General features: G+C 70.8%; 14 protein-coding genes and 1 other RNA gene. 4 read left to right on the forward strand and 11 right to left on the reverse strand.

What is annotated here, in order from left to right:
* Positions 1-22 precede the first annotated feature (22 nt).
* The 4 genes from ugpB to hflK form a co-directional block, all read right to left on the reverse strand.
* On the reverse strand, positions 23-1,378 hold the full coding sequence (ugpB, locus tag D9599_RS01395; RefSeq protein ID WP_198379405.1) for a sn-glycerol-3-phosphate ABC transporter substrate-binding protein UgpB: 1,356 nt from the start codon (positions 1,376-1,378) through the stop codon (positions 23-25).
* A 182-nt stretch (positions 1,379-1,560) separates the two neighbouring features.
* A complete protein-coding gene (locus D9599_RS01400) occupies positions 1,561-3,093 on the reverse strand; it encodes a DegQ family serine endoprotease (RefSeq protein WP_309228506.1) in 1,533 nt (510 codons plus the stop codon).
* Between the two features lie 174 nt (positions 3,094-3,267).
* Entirely contained in the window at positions 3,268-4,185 is a 918-nt protein-coding gene (hflC, locus tag D9599_RS01405; RefSeq protein ID WP_198379406.1) for a protease modulator HflC, read from the reverse strand.
* Positions 4,182-5,411 (reverse strand): FtsH protease activity modulator HflK, encoded by a 1,230-nt coding sequence (hflK, locus tag D9599_RS01410; RefSeq protein WP_198379407.1) that lies wholly within the window; start codon positions 5,409-5,411, stop codon positions 4,182-4,184. The genes hflC and hflK overlap by 4 nt, the downstream gene beginning before the upstream one ends.
* Positions 5,412-5,563: 152 nt before the next feature.
* On the opposite strand from hflK, the gene D9599_RS01415 reads away from it, so the two are divergent.
* Complete coding sequence (locus D9599_RS01415) at positions 5,564-6,679, forward strand: Mrp/NBP35 family ATP-binding protein (RefSeq protein ID WP_198379408.1); 1,116 nt, start codon at positions 5,564-5,566, stop codon at positions 6,677-6,679.
* Between the two features lie 31 nt (positions 6,680-6,710).
* Here D9599_RS01415 and D9599_RS01420 read toward each other — a convergent pair whose 3' ends face one another.
* The 6 genes from D9599_RS01420 to thyX all read right to left on the reverse strand — a co-directional run bounded on the left by D9599_RS01420 (position 6,711) and on the right by thyX (position 12,624).
* Positions 6,711-7,931, reverse strand: a complete 1,221-nt coding sequence (locus D9599_RS01420; RefSeq protein ID WP_198379409.1) for an acyltransferase — start codon at positions 7,929-7,931, stop codon at positions 6,711-6,713.
* A gap of 133 nt (positions 7,932-8,064) precedes the next feature.
* The gene (locus D9599_RS01425) at positions 8,065-9,492 is read right to left on the reverse strand and encodes an amidohydrolase (RefSeq protein WP_198379410.1); all 1,428 of its coding nucleotides are present in this window, start codon (positions 9,490-9,492) and stop codon (positions 8,065-8,067) included.
* A 103-nt stretch (positions 9,493-9,595) separates the two neighbouring features.
* Positions 9,596-10,480 carry a PfkB family carbohydrate kinase gene (locus tag D9599_RS01430; protein WP_198379411.1) on the reverse strand — a complete coding sequence of 295 codons (885 nt, stop codon included), beginning with the start codon at positions 10,478-10,480 and terminating at the stop codon, positions 9,596-9,598.
* A gap of 47 nt (positions 10,481-10,527) precedes the next feature.
* Positions 10,528-11,292 (reverse strand): SDR family NAD(P)-dependent oxidoreductase, encoded by a 765-nt coding sequence (locus D9599_RS01435; RefSeq protein ID WP_198379412.1) that lies wholly within the window; start codon positions 11,290-11,292, stop codon positions 10,528-10,530.
* An 89-nt stretch (positions 11,293-11,381) separates the two neighbouring features.
* The gene (locus D9599_RS01440; RefSeq protein WP_198379413.1) at positions 11,382-11,675 is read right to left on the reverse strand and encodes a hypothetical protein; all 294 of its coding nucleotides are present in this window, start codon (positions 11,673-11,675) and stop codon (positions 11,382-11,384) included.
* A 10-nt stretch (positions 11,676-11,685) separates the two neighbouring features.
* A complete protein-coding gene (gene thyX / locus D9599_RS01445) occupies positions 11,686-12,624 on the reverse strand; it encodes an FAD-dependent thymidylate synthase (RefSeq protein WP_198379414.1) in 939 nt (312 codons plus the stop codon).
* Between the two features lie 74 nt (positions 12,625-12,698).
* Here thyX and ssrA point away from each other — a divergent pair.
* The 3 genes from ssrA to D9599_RS01460 all read left to right on the forward strand — a co-directional run bounded on the left by ssrA (position 12,699) and on the right by D9599_RS01460 (position 15,579).
* Positions 12,699-13,053, forward strand: a transfer-messenger RNA (tmRNA) gene (ssrA, locus tag D9599_RS01450).
* 102 nt (positions 13,054-13,155) lie between these two features.
* Positions 13,156-13,686, forward strand: coding sequence for an SspB family protein (locus D9599_RS01455; RefSeq protein ID WP_198379415.1), 531 nt, complete (start codon positions 13,156-13,158; stop codon positions 13,684-13,686).
* 288 nt (positions 13,687-13,974) lie between these two features.
* Positions 13,975-15,579, forward strand: a complete 1,605-nt coding sequence (locus D9599_RS01460) for a fumarate hydratase (protein ID WP_198379582.1) — start codon at positions 13,975-13,977, stop codon at positions 15,577-15,579.
* A 5-nt stretch (positions 15,580-15,584) separates the two neighbouring features.
* On the opposite strand, the gene D9599_RS01465 is transcribed toward D9599_RS01460, so the two are convergent.
* A complete protein-coding gene (locus tag D9599_RS01465; protein WP_198379416.1) occupies positions 15,585-16,751 on the reverse strand; it encodes an HWE histidine kinase domain-containing protein in 1,167 nt (388 codons plus the stop codon).
* Positions 16,752-16,806: the final 55 nt, after the last annotated feature.

The raw sequence follows: 16,806 nt of genomic DNA on the forward strand, positions 1-16,806 counted from the left end.
ATCGCTCCCCGCCCCCGCTTCGTCAGTTGTTGCGGTTGGTGCGCTCGAAATTGCGGAGCACCTGGTTGCCGCGGGTGTTCATGTTGGCCAGGGACTGCTGCGCGTTCTGGCCGCCCTGGAAGGCCCGCTCCATCTCCTCCTGGATGATGTTGCGGATCTCGATGAAGCCGCCGAGACGGATGCCGCGGCTGTTCGGCGTGGGCTCGCCGCCGCGCAGCATCTGCTCGATCGGCACGTCGGCGCCAGGGTTGCGGGCGTAGTAGTTCTGGCTGCGGCTCAGCTCATAAGCGGCGCGGGTCACGGGGACGTAGCCGGTGTCCTGGTGCCACTTCGCCATCACGGCTGGGCTGGTGGCATAGCGGAAGAACTCCGCCACGCCGCGCCACTCCTCGGTGCTGCGCGTGTTGTTCGGCCCGCGGTTCATCGACCAGAGGGCGGCGCCGCCGATGATGGAGTTGTGCGGCGAGGTGCCCTCGTAGAAGGGCAGCATGGCCGCACCCCACTGGAAACGCGCCTCGCGCTCGATGCGCCCGCGCAGGCCGGAGGAGCCGAAGGTGATCGCGCACTCGCCGGCGGGGAAGATCGGGTCGGCCGTTGAGTCGCGGCCGCCGTAGCGGAACAGGCCGTCCTTCTGCCAGCGGACGAGGTTCTCGAGATGCTTGACCATCAGCGGGTTGGTCAGGTTCAGCTCGGTGTTGAGGCCCTCGAAGCCGTTGGCGCGGCTGGCGAGCGGCACGTCGTGAATGGCGAGCAGTTCCTCGACCATCACCCAGCTCGGCCAGGAGCTCGTCATGGGACAGGCGATGCCGGCGGCCTTCAGCTTCACCGCCGCCTGCTCCACGCCTTCCCAGGTCTGGGGGAAGGTATTCACGTCCAGCCCGGCGCGCTGGAACATATCCTTGTTGTAGAAGGCGATGGCGGTGCTGCTGTTGAACGGCATGGCCATCAGCCGGCCGTCGGCGGTGCTGTAGTAGCCGGCGACGGGACCGATGAAGTCGCGCGTGTCGATCGCGACGCCGGTCTCAGCCAGCATCTCGTGCAGCGGCTTCACGGCGCGGCCAGCAGTCATCATCGTGCCCGTGCCGACCTCGAACATCTGCACGATGTGCGGCGCGGTGTTCGCGCGGAAGGCGGCGATGGCGGCCACCACCGTCTCGGCATAGCTGCCGCGGAAGGAGGGAACGACCTTGTAGCGGCTCTGGCTGGCGTTGAAGTCCGCCGCGATCTGCTCCAGCTGCGGACCGGCGGGCGGGGTAAGGCCGTGCCAGAACTGGATTTCGATGGGCTGGCCGGCCGGCGCCTGCGCGCGGGCGGGCATCCAGCTGGAGGCGAGGGCGGACAGCGCGAGGGCGCTGGCCGCGAGTGAGCGTCGCCGCATGGGCACGAGACCTCCTTGGACCTTGGGTGCCGCCGTGAGCTAGCGGCCCTTTGTTTCAGTGATCTTACAGGAAGGCGACGGATTTGTGGAAGGCTCCGCAACGGCCTGTGGAAGGGCGGTCATCGGGACAGGAATCAGAAAGGGGCCGGGGGATCTCTCCCCCAGCCCTTTTCCGCGGCGACCTAGTTGCGCCGCTGGTTCCCGTCCTCGCGCAGGCGGAGCGGCACGAAACGCTGGCCCTGCGCGCCCTCGATCAGCAGCAGGGCCGTGGCGCGGTTCTGGCGGCGGAGCGCCTCGATGCGGGTCTGCACCTCCTGCGGGGTGTTCACGCGCTCCTGCTGCACCTCCACGATCACGTCGCCGGGGCGCAGGTCGCGCTCGGCGGCACTGCCGCCCTGGTCCACGTCGGTGATCAGCACGCCGCGCTGCTCGGGGCGCAGGCTGAAGCGTTCGCGCGCCTCGGGCGTGATCGGGCCGACCTTCAGGCCGAGACCAGACAGCTCCACCACCTGGCTACGGGGCTGGGCCGGGGTGGCGCCGCGGGCCTGAGCCTCGGCCTGATCGGCGGGCAGCTCGGCGATGGTGACGTTGACCGTCTCCTCCTTGCCATCGCGCCAGACGACGACTGGCGCTTCGGTGCCGACGCGGGTCTCGGCCACGATGCGCGGCAGGGTGCGCATCTCGCGCACGTCTTGGTTGTTGAAGCGCAAGATGACGTCGCCATTGCGGATGCCGCCCTTGGCGGCCGGTCCGTCCTCCTGCGCGCGGGCGACGAGGGCGCCGCGGCTGCCGCCCTTGAGACCGAGGCTGTCGGCGATCTCGTCCGTCACCTGCTGGATGTTCACGCCGAGCCAGCCGCGGCGCACGCGGCCGCCGTCGCGCAGCTGAGCCACGATCCCGCGGGCGAGGTTCGAGGGAATCGCGAAGCCGATGCCGATCGAGCCGCCGGAGGGCGAGTAGATGGCGGTGTTGATGCCCACGACCTTGCCGGCCATGTCGAAGAGCGGGCCGCCCGAGTTGCCGCGGTTGATCGCCGCGTCGGTCTGGATGAAGTCGTCGTAGAGCCCCTGGCGGATATCGCGCGAGCGGGCCGAGATGATGCCGGCCGACACCGAGGAGGCGAGGCCGAAGGGATTGCCGATGGCGAGCACCCAGTCGCCGACCTGCGCATCGTCGGAATTGCCGAAATCGACGGAGGTGAGCTGGCGGTCGGTCTTGATGCGCAGCACCGCGATGTCAGTGCGCGGATCGGTGCCGACGAGCTCGGCGGGGAGCGTCGTGTTGTCGCTCAGCACCACGTTGATCTCGGTACCGCCCTCGACGACGTGGTTGTTGGTGACCACGAGCTTCTCGGCGGCGTCGATGATGAAGCCGGAGCCGAGCGAGGTGCCGCGGCGCTGCTGCGGGGAGGGCTGGTTCGGGCCGCGCTGGCCGGGCGGGCGGTTGCGCTCAAGGAAGTCGCGGAAGAACTCTTCGAAGGGGCTGCCGGGTGGGGCCTGGGGCGCGTCCGGCGCGTCGGGGCGCGCGGCGTTGCGCGCGGTGGGCGCGGTGGTCACCTGCACGCTGACCACCGCAGGCAGGAGCTGCTGCGCGAGCGGGCGGAAGGAGGTGGGGGCGTCCCGCATCGGGGTCTGCGCGAGCGCGGGCCCCATGGGGGCCGCGGCAAGGGCCGCAATCAGCGCGAGCGTGGTCGAAATCGGCAGGCGGAAGCGCACGGGCACGTTCCCTTCGGGGGGTTGGTTCGTCACTCCCGCGAGATTTGGCCCGAACGCCCGGCCCGGGAAGGGCCTTGCCCGCCCAAAGGGGGATGGGTGCGATCACGCCTCGGTGGGAGTAACTCTTTTTAGGCTGGAAATGACCCGCGCCCTGGGGCGCGGGCCTGTCTGGGTTCAGGGCGCGGCAGCGGCCGGCGCGGCAGGCACCGCCGCGGGGGCGGCACCCGGCTCGGGCAGGTCGCGGAAGAAGCGGAAGAACTCGCCCTCGGGTGCCATAAGGATGCGGGACTCGCCACCCTCCGAGAAGGCCTCGCGATAGGCCTGCATGGCGCGCCAGAAGGCGAAGAACTCCGGGTCGCGCTGGAAGGCATCGGCGGAGATGCGGATCGCCTCCTGCTCGCCCTGACCGCGGAGGATGTCGGCGCTAGCGCCGCCCTCGGCCAGCAGCACCGTGCGGTCGCGGTCGGCGGTCGCGCGGATGCGGGTGGCCTGCTCGGCGCCCTCTGCGCGGGCCTCGCGCGCCACACGCTCGCGCTCGGACTGCATGCGCGAGAGCACGGCCTGGGTATTCTCCTCCGGCAGGTCGGCGCGGCGGATGCGGACATCGGCCACCTCGATCCCGAAGCGCTTGGCCTCCACGTTCACCTGATCGCGGATCTCGTTCATCACGCGCAGCCGCTCGGCCGAGAGGACGGAGAGGAGCGACTCGTTGCCGAGCACGCGGCGCAGCGCCGAGGAGACGATGGAGGCAAGGCGCCCGCGGATGCCGCTCTCGGCCACGCCCGCGGTCTGGAAGAAGAGCAGCGGGTCGACGATGCGGTAGCGGGTGAAGCTGTCGACGATCAGGCGGCGCTGGTCGCCGAGGATCAGCTCCTCACCCGGTCCCTCGAAGTCGAGGAGGCGGCGGTCGAGGGCGATCACGCTCTGGATGAAGGGCACCTTCGCGTGCAGGCCGGGCGTCTGGATCACGCGCACGGGCTGGCCGAACTGCGTGATCAGTACCTGCTGCGTCTGCTGCACCGTGAACAGCGAGGAGGCGGCGGTGACGAGGATGACGGCCGCCGCGATGGCGGCGATGGTCAGGCGGTTCATCGGCCAACTCCCGGCTGCGGCACGCGCGGCGGCGGGGGCATGCTGGGCACGCTGCCAGCGACGGCAGGCGGTGCCGGCCGGACGGCAGGCTGCGCCGGGCGGCCATTGTCGAGGTTGAGCAGCGGGACGAGTCCTTGCAGGCGGTTGTCCACGATGATCTTCGGGTTGCGGCGGAGGATATCCTCCATCGTCTCGAGGTAGATGCGGCGCATCGTGACCTCGCGCGCGACCTGGTAGGAGGAGAGGACCGAGACGAAGCGCGCCGCCTCGCCGCGGGCGCGGGCGATCTGGCTGTCCTTCTGGCCCTGCGCCTCCTGCACCATCCGCGCGGCTTCGCCTCGGGCGCGGGGGATGATGTCGTTGCGGTAGGATTCCGCCTCGTTGCGGGCGCGCTCGCGGTCGGCATTCGCGCGCTGGACGTCGCGGAAGGCCTCGATGACGGCGCCGGGCGGATCGACCTTCTGGAGCTGCACCTGCGTGATCTCCACGCCCGCGCGATACTGGTCGAGGATCGCCTGGGTGCCGAGGCGGACCTGCTGCTCGATCTGCGCGCGCGCTTCCGTCAGCGCGGGCTGGATGGGCGTGCGGCCGATCACCTCGCGCATCATGCTCTCAGCGGCGGACTTCACGGTGACGTCGGGGTTGCGCGTGTTGAAGAGGTACTCGCCGGCATCGCGGATCCGCCAGAAGACGGCGAAGTCGATGTCGATGATGTTCTCGTCGCCGGTCAGCATCATGCTCTCCTCGATCACGTCGCGGGAGGGCGTGGGGCGCTGGGCAATGGCGCCGGAGTCGACGGCGCTGCGGAAGCCGACATCGACGCGGTTGATGCGGGTGACGCGCGGCGTCGTCACGCTCTCGACCGGCCAGGGGATGCGGTAGTTCAGGCCCGGCGGCGTCGTGCGGTTGAAGGCGCCGAAGCGCATGACCACGCCCTGCTCGTCCGGCTGCACGCGGTAGAAGCCAGAGGCCGCCCAGGCGCCGATAGCCAGGACGGCGAGAACCGCCAGACCCCTGCCGCCGCCGCGCCCGAAACCGGTGCCGCCCCCGCGGGGAAGCCAGCGGCGCACCGCGTCCTGCGCCTGTCGGATGGCGTCGTCGAGGTCCGGACCTCGGCCGCTGCCGCCGCCTCCACCGGGAGGCGGGACGCCCCAGGGGCCTTGCGGACGGTTACCGCCGCCGGGAGATCCCCACGGGTTCGGTCCGCCGCTGTTGTTCCACGGCATGGGCCGGTCGCACTCCCTCTCGTCAAAGGCGCGGCCCCGCCCGCTTGCGCGGGGTCGGGGCCGCCCATATGGCATTCTCGGCCCGGCACCCCTTTTTCGGTGCTGTTCCAGGCACATCGCCATGTTGGCCGGGTATGGGGGGTTTTCAAGCGATGGTGAGCGGTCTGGAAGCGGCGGTTCGGGCGGCGCTGGGGCGGGTGCGGGATCCGGGGACGGGGCGCGACGTGGTCTCGGCCGGCATGGTCGGCGGCGTCGCGGTGCGGGACGGCATGGTGCAAGTGGAGATCGCCGTACCGCGCGAGCGGGCGCGGGCGATGGAGCCGCTGCGCGCCGCGGTGGAGGCTGCGCTGCGGGCGGTGCCCGGCGTTCTCTCGGCCAGCGCGGTGCTGACGGCACATAGGGAGGCGCCCCCCTCCCCTGCGCCGGCCCAGGCACCCCCACAGGCGCATGGCGGGCGGCCGGGGGCGGCGATGCTGCTGGGAGAGGTGGGGGCGGTGATCGCCGTCGCCTCCGGCAAGGGCGGCGTGGGCAAGTCCACGACGGCAGTGAACCTAGCGGTCGCGCTCGCTCAGAAGGGGCTGCGCGTGGGGCTGCTGGACGCCGACATCTACGGCCCCTCCCTGCCGCAGATGCTCGGCACGACGGAAAAGCCGCGGACGGCGGAGGGGCGGATCGTCCCGATCGAGCGCTGGGGGCTGAAGGCGATGTCGATCGGCTTCCTGGTGGACCAGGAGACGCCGATGGTCTGGCGCGGGCCGATGGTGATGGGCGCGCTGGAGCAGATGATGTCCCAGGTCGAGTGGGGCGCGCTGGACGTGATGGTGGTGGACATGCCGCCGGGCACGGGGGACACGCAGCTCACCATGTCGCAGCGGGTGGCGCTGCGGGGCGCGGTGATCGTCTCCACGCCGCAGGACGTCGCGCTGCTCGACGCGCGGCGGGGCATCCGCATGTTCGAGAAGGTGAACGTGCCCGTGCTCGGGCTCGTCGAGAACATGAGCTACTTCTGCTGCCCCAACTGCAATCACCGGAGCGAAATCTTCGGCCATGGCGGTGCGCGCGCGGAGGCGGCGCGTCTCGGGGTCGAGTTCCTGGGGGAGCTGCCGCTGACGCTCGCGGTGCGGGAGCTTTCCGATGCCGGAAAGCCAGTGGTGCTGGCCGCACCCGATACGCACGAGGCCGCGGCCTATCGCGCGATCGCCGACCGCGTCTGGGAGAAGGCCTCGGCGCCCGCAGGCCTGGTAGGACCGAGGATCGTGGTGGACTAGGAGGCCAGGGCGGCCTCGTGGCGCCGCCCGTTCAGGACCGCGCGGCGGGCGCCGCGCGGCCTTCCTCGGCCGGGCGCTTCGGCAGCGATGCGACAACGCGGCGGCCGAGGGCAATGCCGGGCCGCTCGACCAGCGCGTAGGTCACGGTCGAGACGGCGACCAGCAGGAGCGTGCAGAGCAGCAGCAGCGCCCAGTAACCGAGTGGGGAGCCGAGCGCGATGTCCCGCATGGGCGCGGGCCGGAGCACCGCTGCCAGGACGAGGCCCTGGAGAAGGTAGATGCTGTAGCTGACGTCGCCGAGGCGGCGGGCCGGCCTCGAGGTGAGAAGGCCGAAGACCGTGCATCCGGAGGCGATCAGGTAGAAGGCGAAGCCGAGCAGGATGATCGGGCCCACGTCGTAGGCGGAGGAGAAGCCGGCGAAGGTCATGGCAAGAAGAAGCAGCACCGCGCAGGAGGCCAGCCCGTCCGGAAGCCGCGGCCTCAGGTCAAGCCTGTGGAGCGACGCGCAGGCCATGCCCACGAGGAACAGGGTGGGGCAGACCACCTCGATCTTTCGCCAGTGCGTAGGGTTCAGCACCAGCCATGCCAGGCAGACCGCGAGGGCGAGGGAGATGGCGGGCAGGTGCATGCGCCGGTCCCGCGCAGCCAGGGCAGCCAACGGGAGGAGAAGGTAGAAGATCCACTCGTAGCGCAAGGTCCAGACCACGCCGGCGAGCAGGAGCGAGGTGTTGGGATAGCCGTTCACATCCGGCGACCCAAGGAAATCGAAGGCGAACCAGCGCGCGACCTGCGTCACGAGGACCGCGAGCGGCACGTTGAGCCCGTCGCCCGTCTCAAGGAAGACGACGCCCAGCATCACGCCCACGGCGAGCAGATAGAGTGGAACGATCCGGAAGATGCGGCCGAGGTAGAGCGGCAGCCAAGCCGGCTTTCCCGATTCCCTGAGCAGGCGTGACCAGAACAGGTAGCCGGTGACCATGAAGAAGATCGCGACGCCTGCATGGCCGAGCAACGTGTAGAAGCCCGGCACAGCGGGCCCGCCCCACTCCCTATCTGACAGGAAGGTGCGATAGTAGATTGCGTGATGGAACACGACGGCGAACGCGGCGAAGGCCCGCAGGCCGTCCAGTGCCGCCAAGCGGTTGGAACCCTGTCCGGGCGGCGTATCGGCCATGGCGAGGGCCGGCGATGCCGCAAAGGCGAACAACAGGCCCATGCAGGCGAAGAAGGGCCAGATAGAGTAAGCGTCCATGCGTCCTCGGGGCGGGAGGTCAGTCTCGGCCCGCGCCGGACAAACCACGCCTCGGGCATCGTGGCCCGAGGTCCGTTCAATAGGTTGAAGCCGTGTCGGCAAGGCCCGTCGATGTGGGCCTTGCCGAAGGAGGCTAGGCGACTCCGCTGCCAGTGTAGTCCGCGACCATGTGCAGCATGGCGCGCAACCCCGGCAGCAGGCCGGACTCGTCAACGCGGAAGCGCGGCGAGTGGTTGGTGGGCACCTGCCGGGGGTCGAGGCCCGGTGCGGTGACGCCGACGTTGAAGAAGACGCCCGGCACCGTGCGGGAGAAATAGGCGAAGTCCTCGGCGGCGAGGCCGGGCGGCATCATCCGCAGCGCGCCCTCTCCCGCTACCCGGGCGAGGCTCGGCGCCATGCGCTGGGTGAGCGCGGGGTCGTTCGCCATGGAGGGATAGCCGTTGGGCAGCCAGGAGACCTCCGCGCGGCCGTCCATGCCCTGGGCGATGCTTTCCGACACCTCCTTCACGCGGCGCATGATGAACTGGCGGCGCTCCTCGTCGTAGGTGCGGAGCGTGCCGTTCATCGTCGCGCGGTCAGGGATGATGTTGCTGCGGTTGCCGCCGTGGAACTGGCCGACGGTGAGGACGGAGGGCGAGGCGCCGCTGTCCACCTGGCGGCTCTGGATGGTCTGCAGCGCCGAGATGATCTGTGCGCCGATGACGATCGGGTCCACGCCGCCCCAGGGGCGCGCGCCGTGCGTCTGGCGGCCGTGGACGGTGATGGTGAACTCGTCCGCGCTGGCGGCCGCGGGGCCGGGGCGGTAGCCGAGCGTCCCGGCGGTCAGGCCGCTGACGACGTGCAGGCCGAAGACGGCGTCGGGCTTGGGATCGTTGAAGGCGCCCTCGTCCAGCATGCGGCGGGCGCCGCCGATCTCGCCGTCCGGCAGGTTCTCCTCGGCGGGCTGGAAGACGAGGACGACGGTGCCGCGGAGGTCAGCGCGGTGACGGGCGAGCACCTCGGCGGTCGCCATCAGGATGGCCGTGTGGCAGTCGTGGCCGCAGGCGTGCATGACGCCCACCTCCTGGCCGCCCCACATGGTCTTGGCGCGGGAGGCGAAGGGGAGGTCCACCTCCTCCGGCACTGGCAGGGCGTCCATGTCGGCGCGCAGCGCGAGGGTGGGGCCGGGGCCGCCCTCCCCCTTCAGGGTCGCGACGAGGCCGGTGACGGCGACCTTGTCCCGCACGGTGTAGCCGAGGGTGCGGAGATGCGCGGCCACCATCGCGGAGGTGCGGACCTCCTGGTTGCCGAGTTCCGGGTTCTGATGGATGTCGCGGCGCCAGGCGATCATCCGCCCCTCGATGGCGCGGGCGGATTCATCGAGCGCCGCGTGGAGCGGCCGGGCGGGCGCCGGAGCGATGCTGCTGGGCGGCGGCATCTGGGCCTTGGCGCCCGAGGAGAGCACGGCCGGGAGCGCGCAGGCGCAGGCACAGGCCGCGAGAAAGCCGCGGCGGGAGGTGGCCGGGGCGTCGGCGACGAGGCGCGGTCGGCCTGGAAGCTGAAGGGCGGGGCGGAGGAACATGGACGGGCGGCTCCCGGCTGAGGCAGGTCATCTTAGGACCGGTGGGCGCGGAGGTGGCAAGGCTCAGCCGGGGCTGGTGCGCGGCCGAAAGGAGAAGCGGCACTCAGGCGGCGAGGCGCGCGCCAGTTTCGGCGGCTGTCGGCATGGCTTCGGCGGCACCGGGCCGGGAGACGGCGATGGAGGCCGCGGCCGCCGCGCGGTGCATGGCTGCCTCCAGCGGGGTGCCCCGCGAGAGGGCGGCGGCGAGCACGCCGCACCAGCAGTCGCCCGCGCCGGTCGTGTCCAGCACGCGGGCGGCGGCCAGGGCGGCGATGCGCCAGTCGCCGATCGGGCTGGCGGCCTCGGCACCGCGCTCGCCGAGCGTGACGGCGACGGGGATGCCCAGCGCGGCGTGCAACTCCGGCGCGGTGCCGGCGGTGCCCAGCCGGGCCGCGAGCCAGGCGGCCTCGTGCTCGTTCACGACCAGCAGGTCCAGCGCGCGCAGGGCGGCGGGGTCGATCGGCGCGGCGGGGGCGAGGTTCAGGATCGGCCGCGCCCCGGCCGCGCGGGCGCGGTGCACGAGGGTCGCGACCTCCTCCGCAGGGACCTCCATCTGCATCAGCACGATTTCCCCGGCGGCGAGGTCCGGCACCTGGGCGGCGCGGGCGAGAAGGTTCGCGCCGGGTGAGACCGCGATCTGGTTGCGCCCCGCCTCGTCCACGAGGATGCAGGCGGCACCGGTGGGGGCCTCGGTCTCGACCAGGGCGGAAAGGTCCACCCTCGCCCCGCGCAGGGCGGCCGTGGCGGTCGCCGCCATCGCGTCGCGGCCGGTGGCGCCCGCGAAGCGCACGGCCGCCCCGTCCCGCGCGGCGGCGACGGCCTGATTGGCGCCCTTCCCACCCGGCGAGGCCCGCCATGCGCCGCCGAGCACCGTGTGGCCCGGTGCCGGCAGGATGGGCACCGGGAAGGTGAGGTCGGCGTTGACGGAGCCGAAGACGGTGACGGGCATGGGGCCATTCAGGCGGGGCGTGCCCCGCCTGGCAAGCGCGGCCCCGCTTAGGCCTGCGGGGGCTGGCCGTTGGAGGCGGAGAGGCCACCGTCCACGGGCAGGTTCACGCCGGTGACGAAGCGGGCATCGGGGCTTGCGAGGAAGGCGATGACGTCGGCGATCTCCTGGGGGTCGGCGGCGCGGCCCAGGGGGATGCGCTCGGCGAACTTGGACATCAGCTTCTCGTCGCCCAGCATGTCCTTCGTCATATCGCTGGCGGTCAGGCTCGGGGCCACGGCGTTCACGCGCACGCCGTGGCGGCCGAGTTCGAGGGCGAGCGCGCGGGTAAGGTTCGTCACTGCGCCCTTGGCCGCGTTGTAGATCGCCATGTCCCAGTCCCCGCCGAGGCCAGAAACGGAGGAGGTGTTGACGATGCAGCCCCCGGTGGAGACCAGGTGCGGGATGGCGGCGCGGGAGAGAAAGAAGACGCCGTCGAGGTCCGTGCCCATGACCTTGCGCCAGTCGGAGGTCTTCGCCTCGGCCAGCGGGCCGGTGACGATGGTGCCGGCGTTGTTCACGAGCACGTCCAGCCGGCTGAAGCGCTCCAGCGTGCGGTTGATGAGGAAGATGGCCTGGTCCTCGTCCGACACGTCGGTGGTGACCGTCAGGGTGCGCTCCTCCGGCAGGCCGGCGGCGACGCGGACGAGCTTCTCTTCCGTACGGCCAGCCAGCACCACGGCGTAGCCGCCGGTGGAGAAGCGCCGGGCGGTGGCTTCCCCAATACCGGAGCCCGCCCCGGTGACGATCACGACCTTGCCCTCGAACCCTGCCATGCCGGCCTCCTCTGTGTTCCACCCCACAGAACGCACCGGGAGGGCGTCGGTGGCGCGGGCCGGCGGAAGGCCAGGGCTGCGGCGGGTGCTTAGCGGGCGGTGGCGCGGCCGAGGGCGAAGCCGCCGATCAGCGCCCCGAGCACCACGGCCCAGACATCGCCCAGCACCGCCGCGGCGATCGGCAGGATGACGAGGGCGGCGAGGACGATGACGATCACCGCCAGCCAGGAGGGGCCGCCGCCCCAGGCACGCCCCGCCATCCCCGCCTTGAAGGCGGCCTTGCCGGCGCCGCGGGGGGCCGCCTTGCGCGGCGCCGCGGGCTTGGCGCGCCGGGGCGAGGGACCGCCTGCCGCCGGGTCGGGCCTGTTCGGGGCCTTGGCCATCGCGGCGGCGTCAGTCCTCGCGGCCGAGGATGGCCATCAGCTCCCGCCACTCGCGCTTGGAGAGGCCGCTGCCCTCCTGCGCGGGGTTCCCGCCAGCGACCATGGCGCGCACCACGCCGAGCATCTGGGAGGAGAGGGTGACGGCACCTTGGCGGTAGTCGCAGAAGGCTTCGTGCACCAGCGGCACCCAGGCCTTCACGGTGTCCAGCATGGCGTCGGCATAGACGCGGATCTCGTACTGCGCGTGGGCGTCGGCGCGGAGCGCGAGGAAGTTCAGCAGGTTGTGCAGGTCCGCCTTCCAGTACCACTGGGTATAGGCGTTGAGCGTGAGGTTCATCCGTGCCAGCTCGCGCGCGAGGCCGGTGCGGCCCTCCTCGATCACGCGGCCCTCGGCGTCCTCGTTCAGCATCTCGAGGTAGTGGTCGTAGTTCCGCGTCGCGTCCTCGCGCAGGAGGTCGAGCACGCGGGCGGCCTCGTCGCCCTCCAGCACGGCGCCGCGGCCCTGACGGTTCACGGCGGATTGCGCGGCGAGCTGTTCCGGGGCGGGCAGGTAGAACTCGCGGTCGAGGATGGAGTAGCGGGCGGAGTACTCGTTGATGTTCGCCATGCGGTGGCGGATCCACTGCCTTGCCACGAAGATCGGCAGCTTCACGTGGTACTTGATCTCGCACATCTCGAAGGGCGTGGAGTGGCGGTGGCGCATGAGGTAGCGGATGAGGCCGCGGTCTTCGTTCGCTGCCTTGGTGCCGCGGCCGTAGGAGACGCGGGCGGCCTGAACGACGGCGGAATCGTCGCCCATGTAGTCCACCACGCGGACGAAGCCGTGGTCGAGGACGGCGAGCGGGCGGAAGAGCATCGCCTCCAGGCCGGGGGAGACGGGGCGGCGCGTCTCGTGGCGCTGCGCCTCGGCCTCGGCCAGCTCCTGCCGCTGGGTCTCTGTCAGTTCCATCGGTACCCCCTGCCTCGGGACGGGGGTTTAGCCTTGCGGGTGCCCTCTGGGTAGCGCCCGCGCGCGGCTGGTGACCCCTCGCAATCAGCGGAGGGATGCGCTATATAGGTCGGGCCTCCTTCGGGCGGCTATGGCGATAAACGGCTCGTGGAATAAGCGTTGCGGACCCGGGGGCAGTACCCGGCGCCTCCACCATCTCTTCCCCGCCTTATCAGCGGGTTCCGGGGATCCGTTGGATCCTTGGGGGGAGCATGGGGGCGAAACAGGCTCGACGCGCGCGGTAAAGACGTGTCTTTTGCCCGGCATTGTACCGCCGTTATCGGGCTAAATCACAAGTGCCAACGATAACAGCCGCGAGGCTGTGGCGCTCGCTGCCTAGAGATAGGTAAGCGCCGTCCGGGGGGAACGGGGCAACAGAATCCCCCCACCTTCAAGCCCGTCCGCCTCAGTTCGCCCCTCTCCTATGCCCGGGTGGGGCGATGTCCTATGTAGGGGCGAATGCCTCCGACCTGACTTGGACATGACCTGCGCATGAGCGAGCAAGCGCCGCCCCCCGAGAGCCTGCTGCCCTACGACCGATGGACCGAGGAGGCCATGCGGAACGTCGCGCTGCGTGCCCTCGAGTTCGCGGCGAGGAACGGCCTGCCGGGGGAGCACCACTTCTATCTCACCTTCCGCACCGACCACCCGGAGACGAGGGTGCCGGGGCACCTCAAGGCCCGCTATCCGCAGGAGATGACAATCGTCCTGCAGCACCAGTTCTGGGACCTGAAGGTGGACCGGGCGGAGGCAAAGGTTTCCGTTGGCCTCTCCTTCGGGGGGGTCGCCTCCACGCTGGTCATCCCCTTCGCGGCCCTCGTTGCCTTCTGGGACCCGCATGTGCGGGTGGGGCTGCGCTTCGGCGAGACTGGCGCGGCCGACGGCGAGGCCGAGGCCCTGCCGGACATGTCCGAGGAGGAGGATGAGGCCCCCGCCCCGGCCGAGCCGCCCGCGGCCAAGCCCGATACCCCTGCTCAGGTCGTCAGCCTGGACGCCTTCCGCCGCCGCCCCACCCGGGAATAGCGGCAGTGCCCCCTCCCCGGCGGTTCTGGCGCGGGGACCGGGGGCGCGCTAACACGTGACCACTTCCCCCAGCATGTCCCGACCCGTGTGGTCGGGTGCAGCCCGGCGGCGCCGGGCCAGAAGCCGGAGAGCCTTCCCGTGAGCTCCAACACCGTAGACGCCGTTCAGCAACCCCCGATCCCCGAGGGGCCGAGCGCGCAGGCCACCCCCGTCGCCACACATGACGGTGCGGAGGCCGATGCGGGCACTCCCGTCTCCCAGCGGAGCGAGGGCTTTCTCTTCAGCCCCATGTTCCCGCTGGCGGAGGACACGACGCCCTATCGCAAGCTCGACATCGCGGGCGTCTCCACCATCGAGGTGGAAGGCAAGAAGATCCTGAAGGTGAAGCCGGAGGCGCTCGAGCATCTTGCCTTCCAGGCCTGCCGCGACGTGTCGCACCTTCTGCGCCCGGGGCACCTGCAGCAGCTCGCGAATATCCTGAAGGACCCGGAGGCGAGCGTGAACGACCGCTTCGTGGCGCTCGACCTGCTGAAGAACGCCAACATCGCGGCCGGCGGGAAGCTGCCGATGTGCCAGGACACGGGCACGGCCATCGTCTTCGGCAAAAAGGGCCAGCGCGTCTGGGTGGAGGGCGACGAGGAGGAGGCGCTCTCCTACGGCGTGCACCGCACCTATACCGAGACGAATCTGCGCTATTCCCAGATGGCGCCGCTGACGATGTATGACGAGGTGAACACCGGCAACAACCTGCCGGTTCAGTTCGACATCTACGCCTCGCCCGGCGACTACCATGCCGACGAGTTCTTCCTGCAGTTCATCCTCAAGGGCGGCGGTTCCGCCAACAAGACCTTCCTGTACCAGCAGACGCGCGCGGTGCTGAACAAGCCGAAGCTGCTCGCCTTCCTGGAGGAAAAGATCCGGACGTTGGGGACCAGCGCCTGCCCGCCCTATCACCTGGCGATCGTTATCGGCGGTACCTCGGCCGAGGCGAACCTCAAGACGGTGAAGATGGCCTCCACCCGCTACTACGACACGCTGCCTGAGAAGGGCAGCAAGGCGGGCCACGCCTTCCGCGACCGCGAGCTTGAGGCGGAGGTGCACAAGCTGACGCAGAACCTCGGGATCGGCGCGCAGTTCGGCGGCAAGTATTTCTGCCACGACGTGCGGGTGATCCGCCTGCCGCGGCACGGCGCCAGCCTGCCCATCGGCATCGGCGTCTCCTGCTCGGCGGACCGTCAGATCAAGGCAAAGATCACGCCCGAGGGCGTCTTCCTCGAGGAGCTGGAGCACGACCCCGCGCGCTTCCTGCCTGACCAGACCGAGGGCGTGCCCGAGGCCGGCGAGGTCGTGCGCATCGACCTCAACCGGCCGATGGCGGAGATCCGGGCGGAGCTGTCGAAGCACCCGGTCTCCACCCGCGTTTCGCTGAACGGCACCATCGTGGTCGCGCGCGATATCGCCCACGCGAAGCTCAAGGAGCGGCTCGACTCAGGCGCGGGGCTGCCGGACTACATCAAGGACCACCCCGTTTATTACGCGGGTCCGGCCAAGACGCCGGACGGGATGGCCACCGGCTCCTTCGGCCCGACGACTGCCGGGCGCATGGACAGCTATGTCGGCGAGTTCCAGGCGGCCGGCGGCTCGCTGGTGATGCTGGCCAAGGGCAACCGCTCCAAGGCCGTGACGGAGAGCTGCAAGCGGAACGGCGGCTTCTACCTCGGCTCGGTCGGTGGCCCCGCGGCACGGCTGGCGCAGGACTGCATCCGCAAGGTCGAGGTTCTGGAATACCCTGAACTCGGTATGGAGGCGGTTTGGCGGATCGAGGTCGAGGACTTCCCTGCCTTCATCGTGGTCGATGACAAGGGGAACGACTTCTACGACGGGCTGGAGTAGCGGCCTCAGACCGCCAGCTTCTCCCCGCGTTCCAGCGCCTCTAGCGGCGCCTCGAGGGTGAAGGTGAAACCCTCGGGGCGGTAGTCGAGGGTCACGGCGCCCTCGGTCGCGGCGGCGAGGTTGTCCCGGATCAGCCGGGTGCCGAAGCCGGTGCGGCCCGGGCGCGCGACAGGCGGGCCCCCCGTCTCGGCCCAGCGCAACCGCAGGCGGCTTGGGCCGGGCTCCGCCAAGCATTCCCAGGAGAGGCCGACGCGGCCTTCCGGCACGGAGAGGGCGCCGTACTTCATCGCGTTCGTCGCCAGCTCGTGGAAGGCGAGCGTCAGGGCGAGGGTCGCCCGCGCCCCGAGCTTCAGCGCCGGCCCTTCCAGCCTGACGCGGCCGAGCAGGTTGGGGTCGCAGAGCGGCAGGATGCCGCGGGCCAGCTCGCCGAGGTCCGCGCCCGCCCAGCTCGTCTGCACCAGGGCGTCCATGGCGCCGCCGAGCGCCCGCAGGCGAGCCGCGATGGCGGTGCGCACCTCGGCGACGGAGCCGGCGCCGCGCAAGGTCTGGCCGACAATGGCCTGGACCATCGCCAGGTTGTTCTTCGTGCGGTGCGCCAGCTCGTTGATCAGCACCTGCTGCAACGCCTGAGCCTCGGCGAGTTCCGCCTCGTGCGCGTAGCCGCGGCGGAGAGCCCGGCGCAACTCCAGCAGCGTCATTACCTGCCGGGCCAGAGCACGAAGTGTGCGGGCCTGGGCATCGGTCAGCTCGCGCGGCTTCGTGTCGATCACGCAGACGGTGCCGAGCGCGAAGCCGTCCGGCGTGACCAGCGGCGCGCCGGCGTAGAAGCGGATGCCCACCGGCCCCGTCACCAGCGGGCTGTCCCGGAAGCGCGGGTCGCGCGTGGCGTCGGGCACCACCAGCAGGTCCTTCTCCGGAAAGCTGTGGTGGCAGAAGGCGCCCTCCAGCGGCGTCGCGTCCAAGCCGAGGCCGTGCTCGGCCTTGAACCACTGGCGGTCGGCATCGACTAGGCTCACGAGCGCGATCGGGGCGCCGCAGACCTCGGAGGCGATGGCGACGATATCGTCGAAATCCTCCTCCCGCGGCGTATCCAGGATGTCGTAGCGTAACAGGGCGGCAAGCCGCTGCCTCTCCCGCTCGAGGCTGGAGTGGCCGTGGTCAGGCGAGGGCATCTTTCTTTCCCGGGTGGGCGCCCCCGCTATCACATCCCCAGCGCGGCACAAAACC

This window comes from Roseomonas sp. KE2513, assembly GCF_016107305.1.
In the GTDB taxonomy this organism is placed as follows: domain Bacteria; phylum Pseudomonadota; class Alphaproteobacteria; order Acetobacterales; family Acetobacteraceae; genus Roseomonas.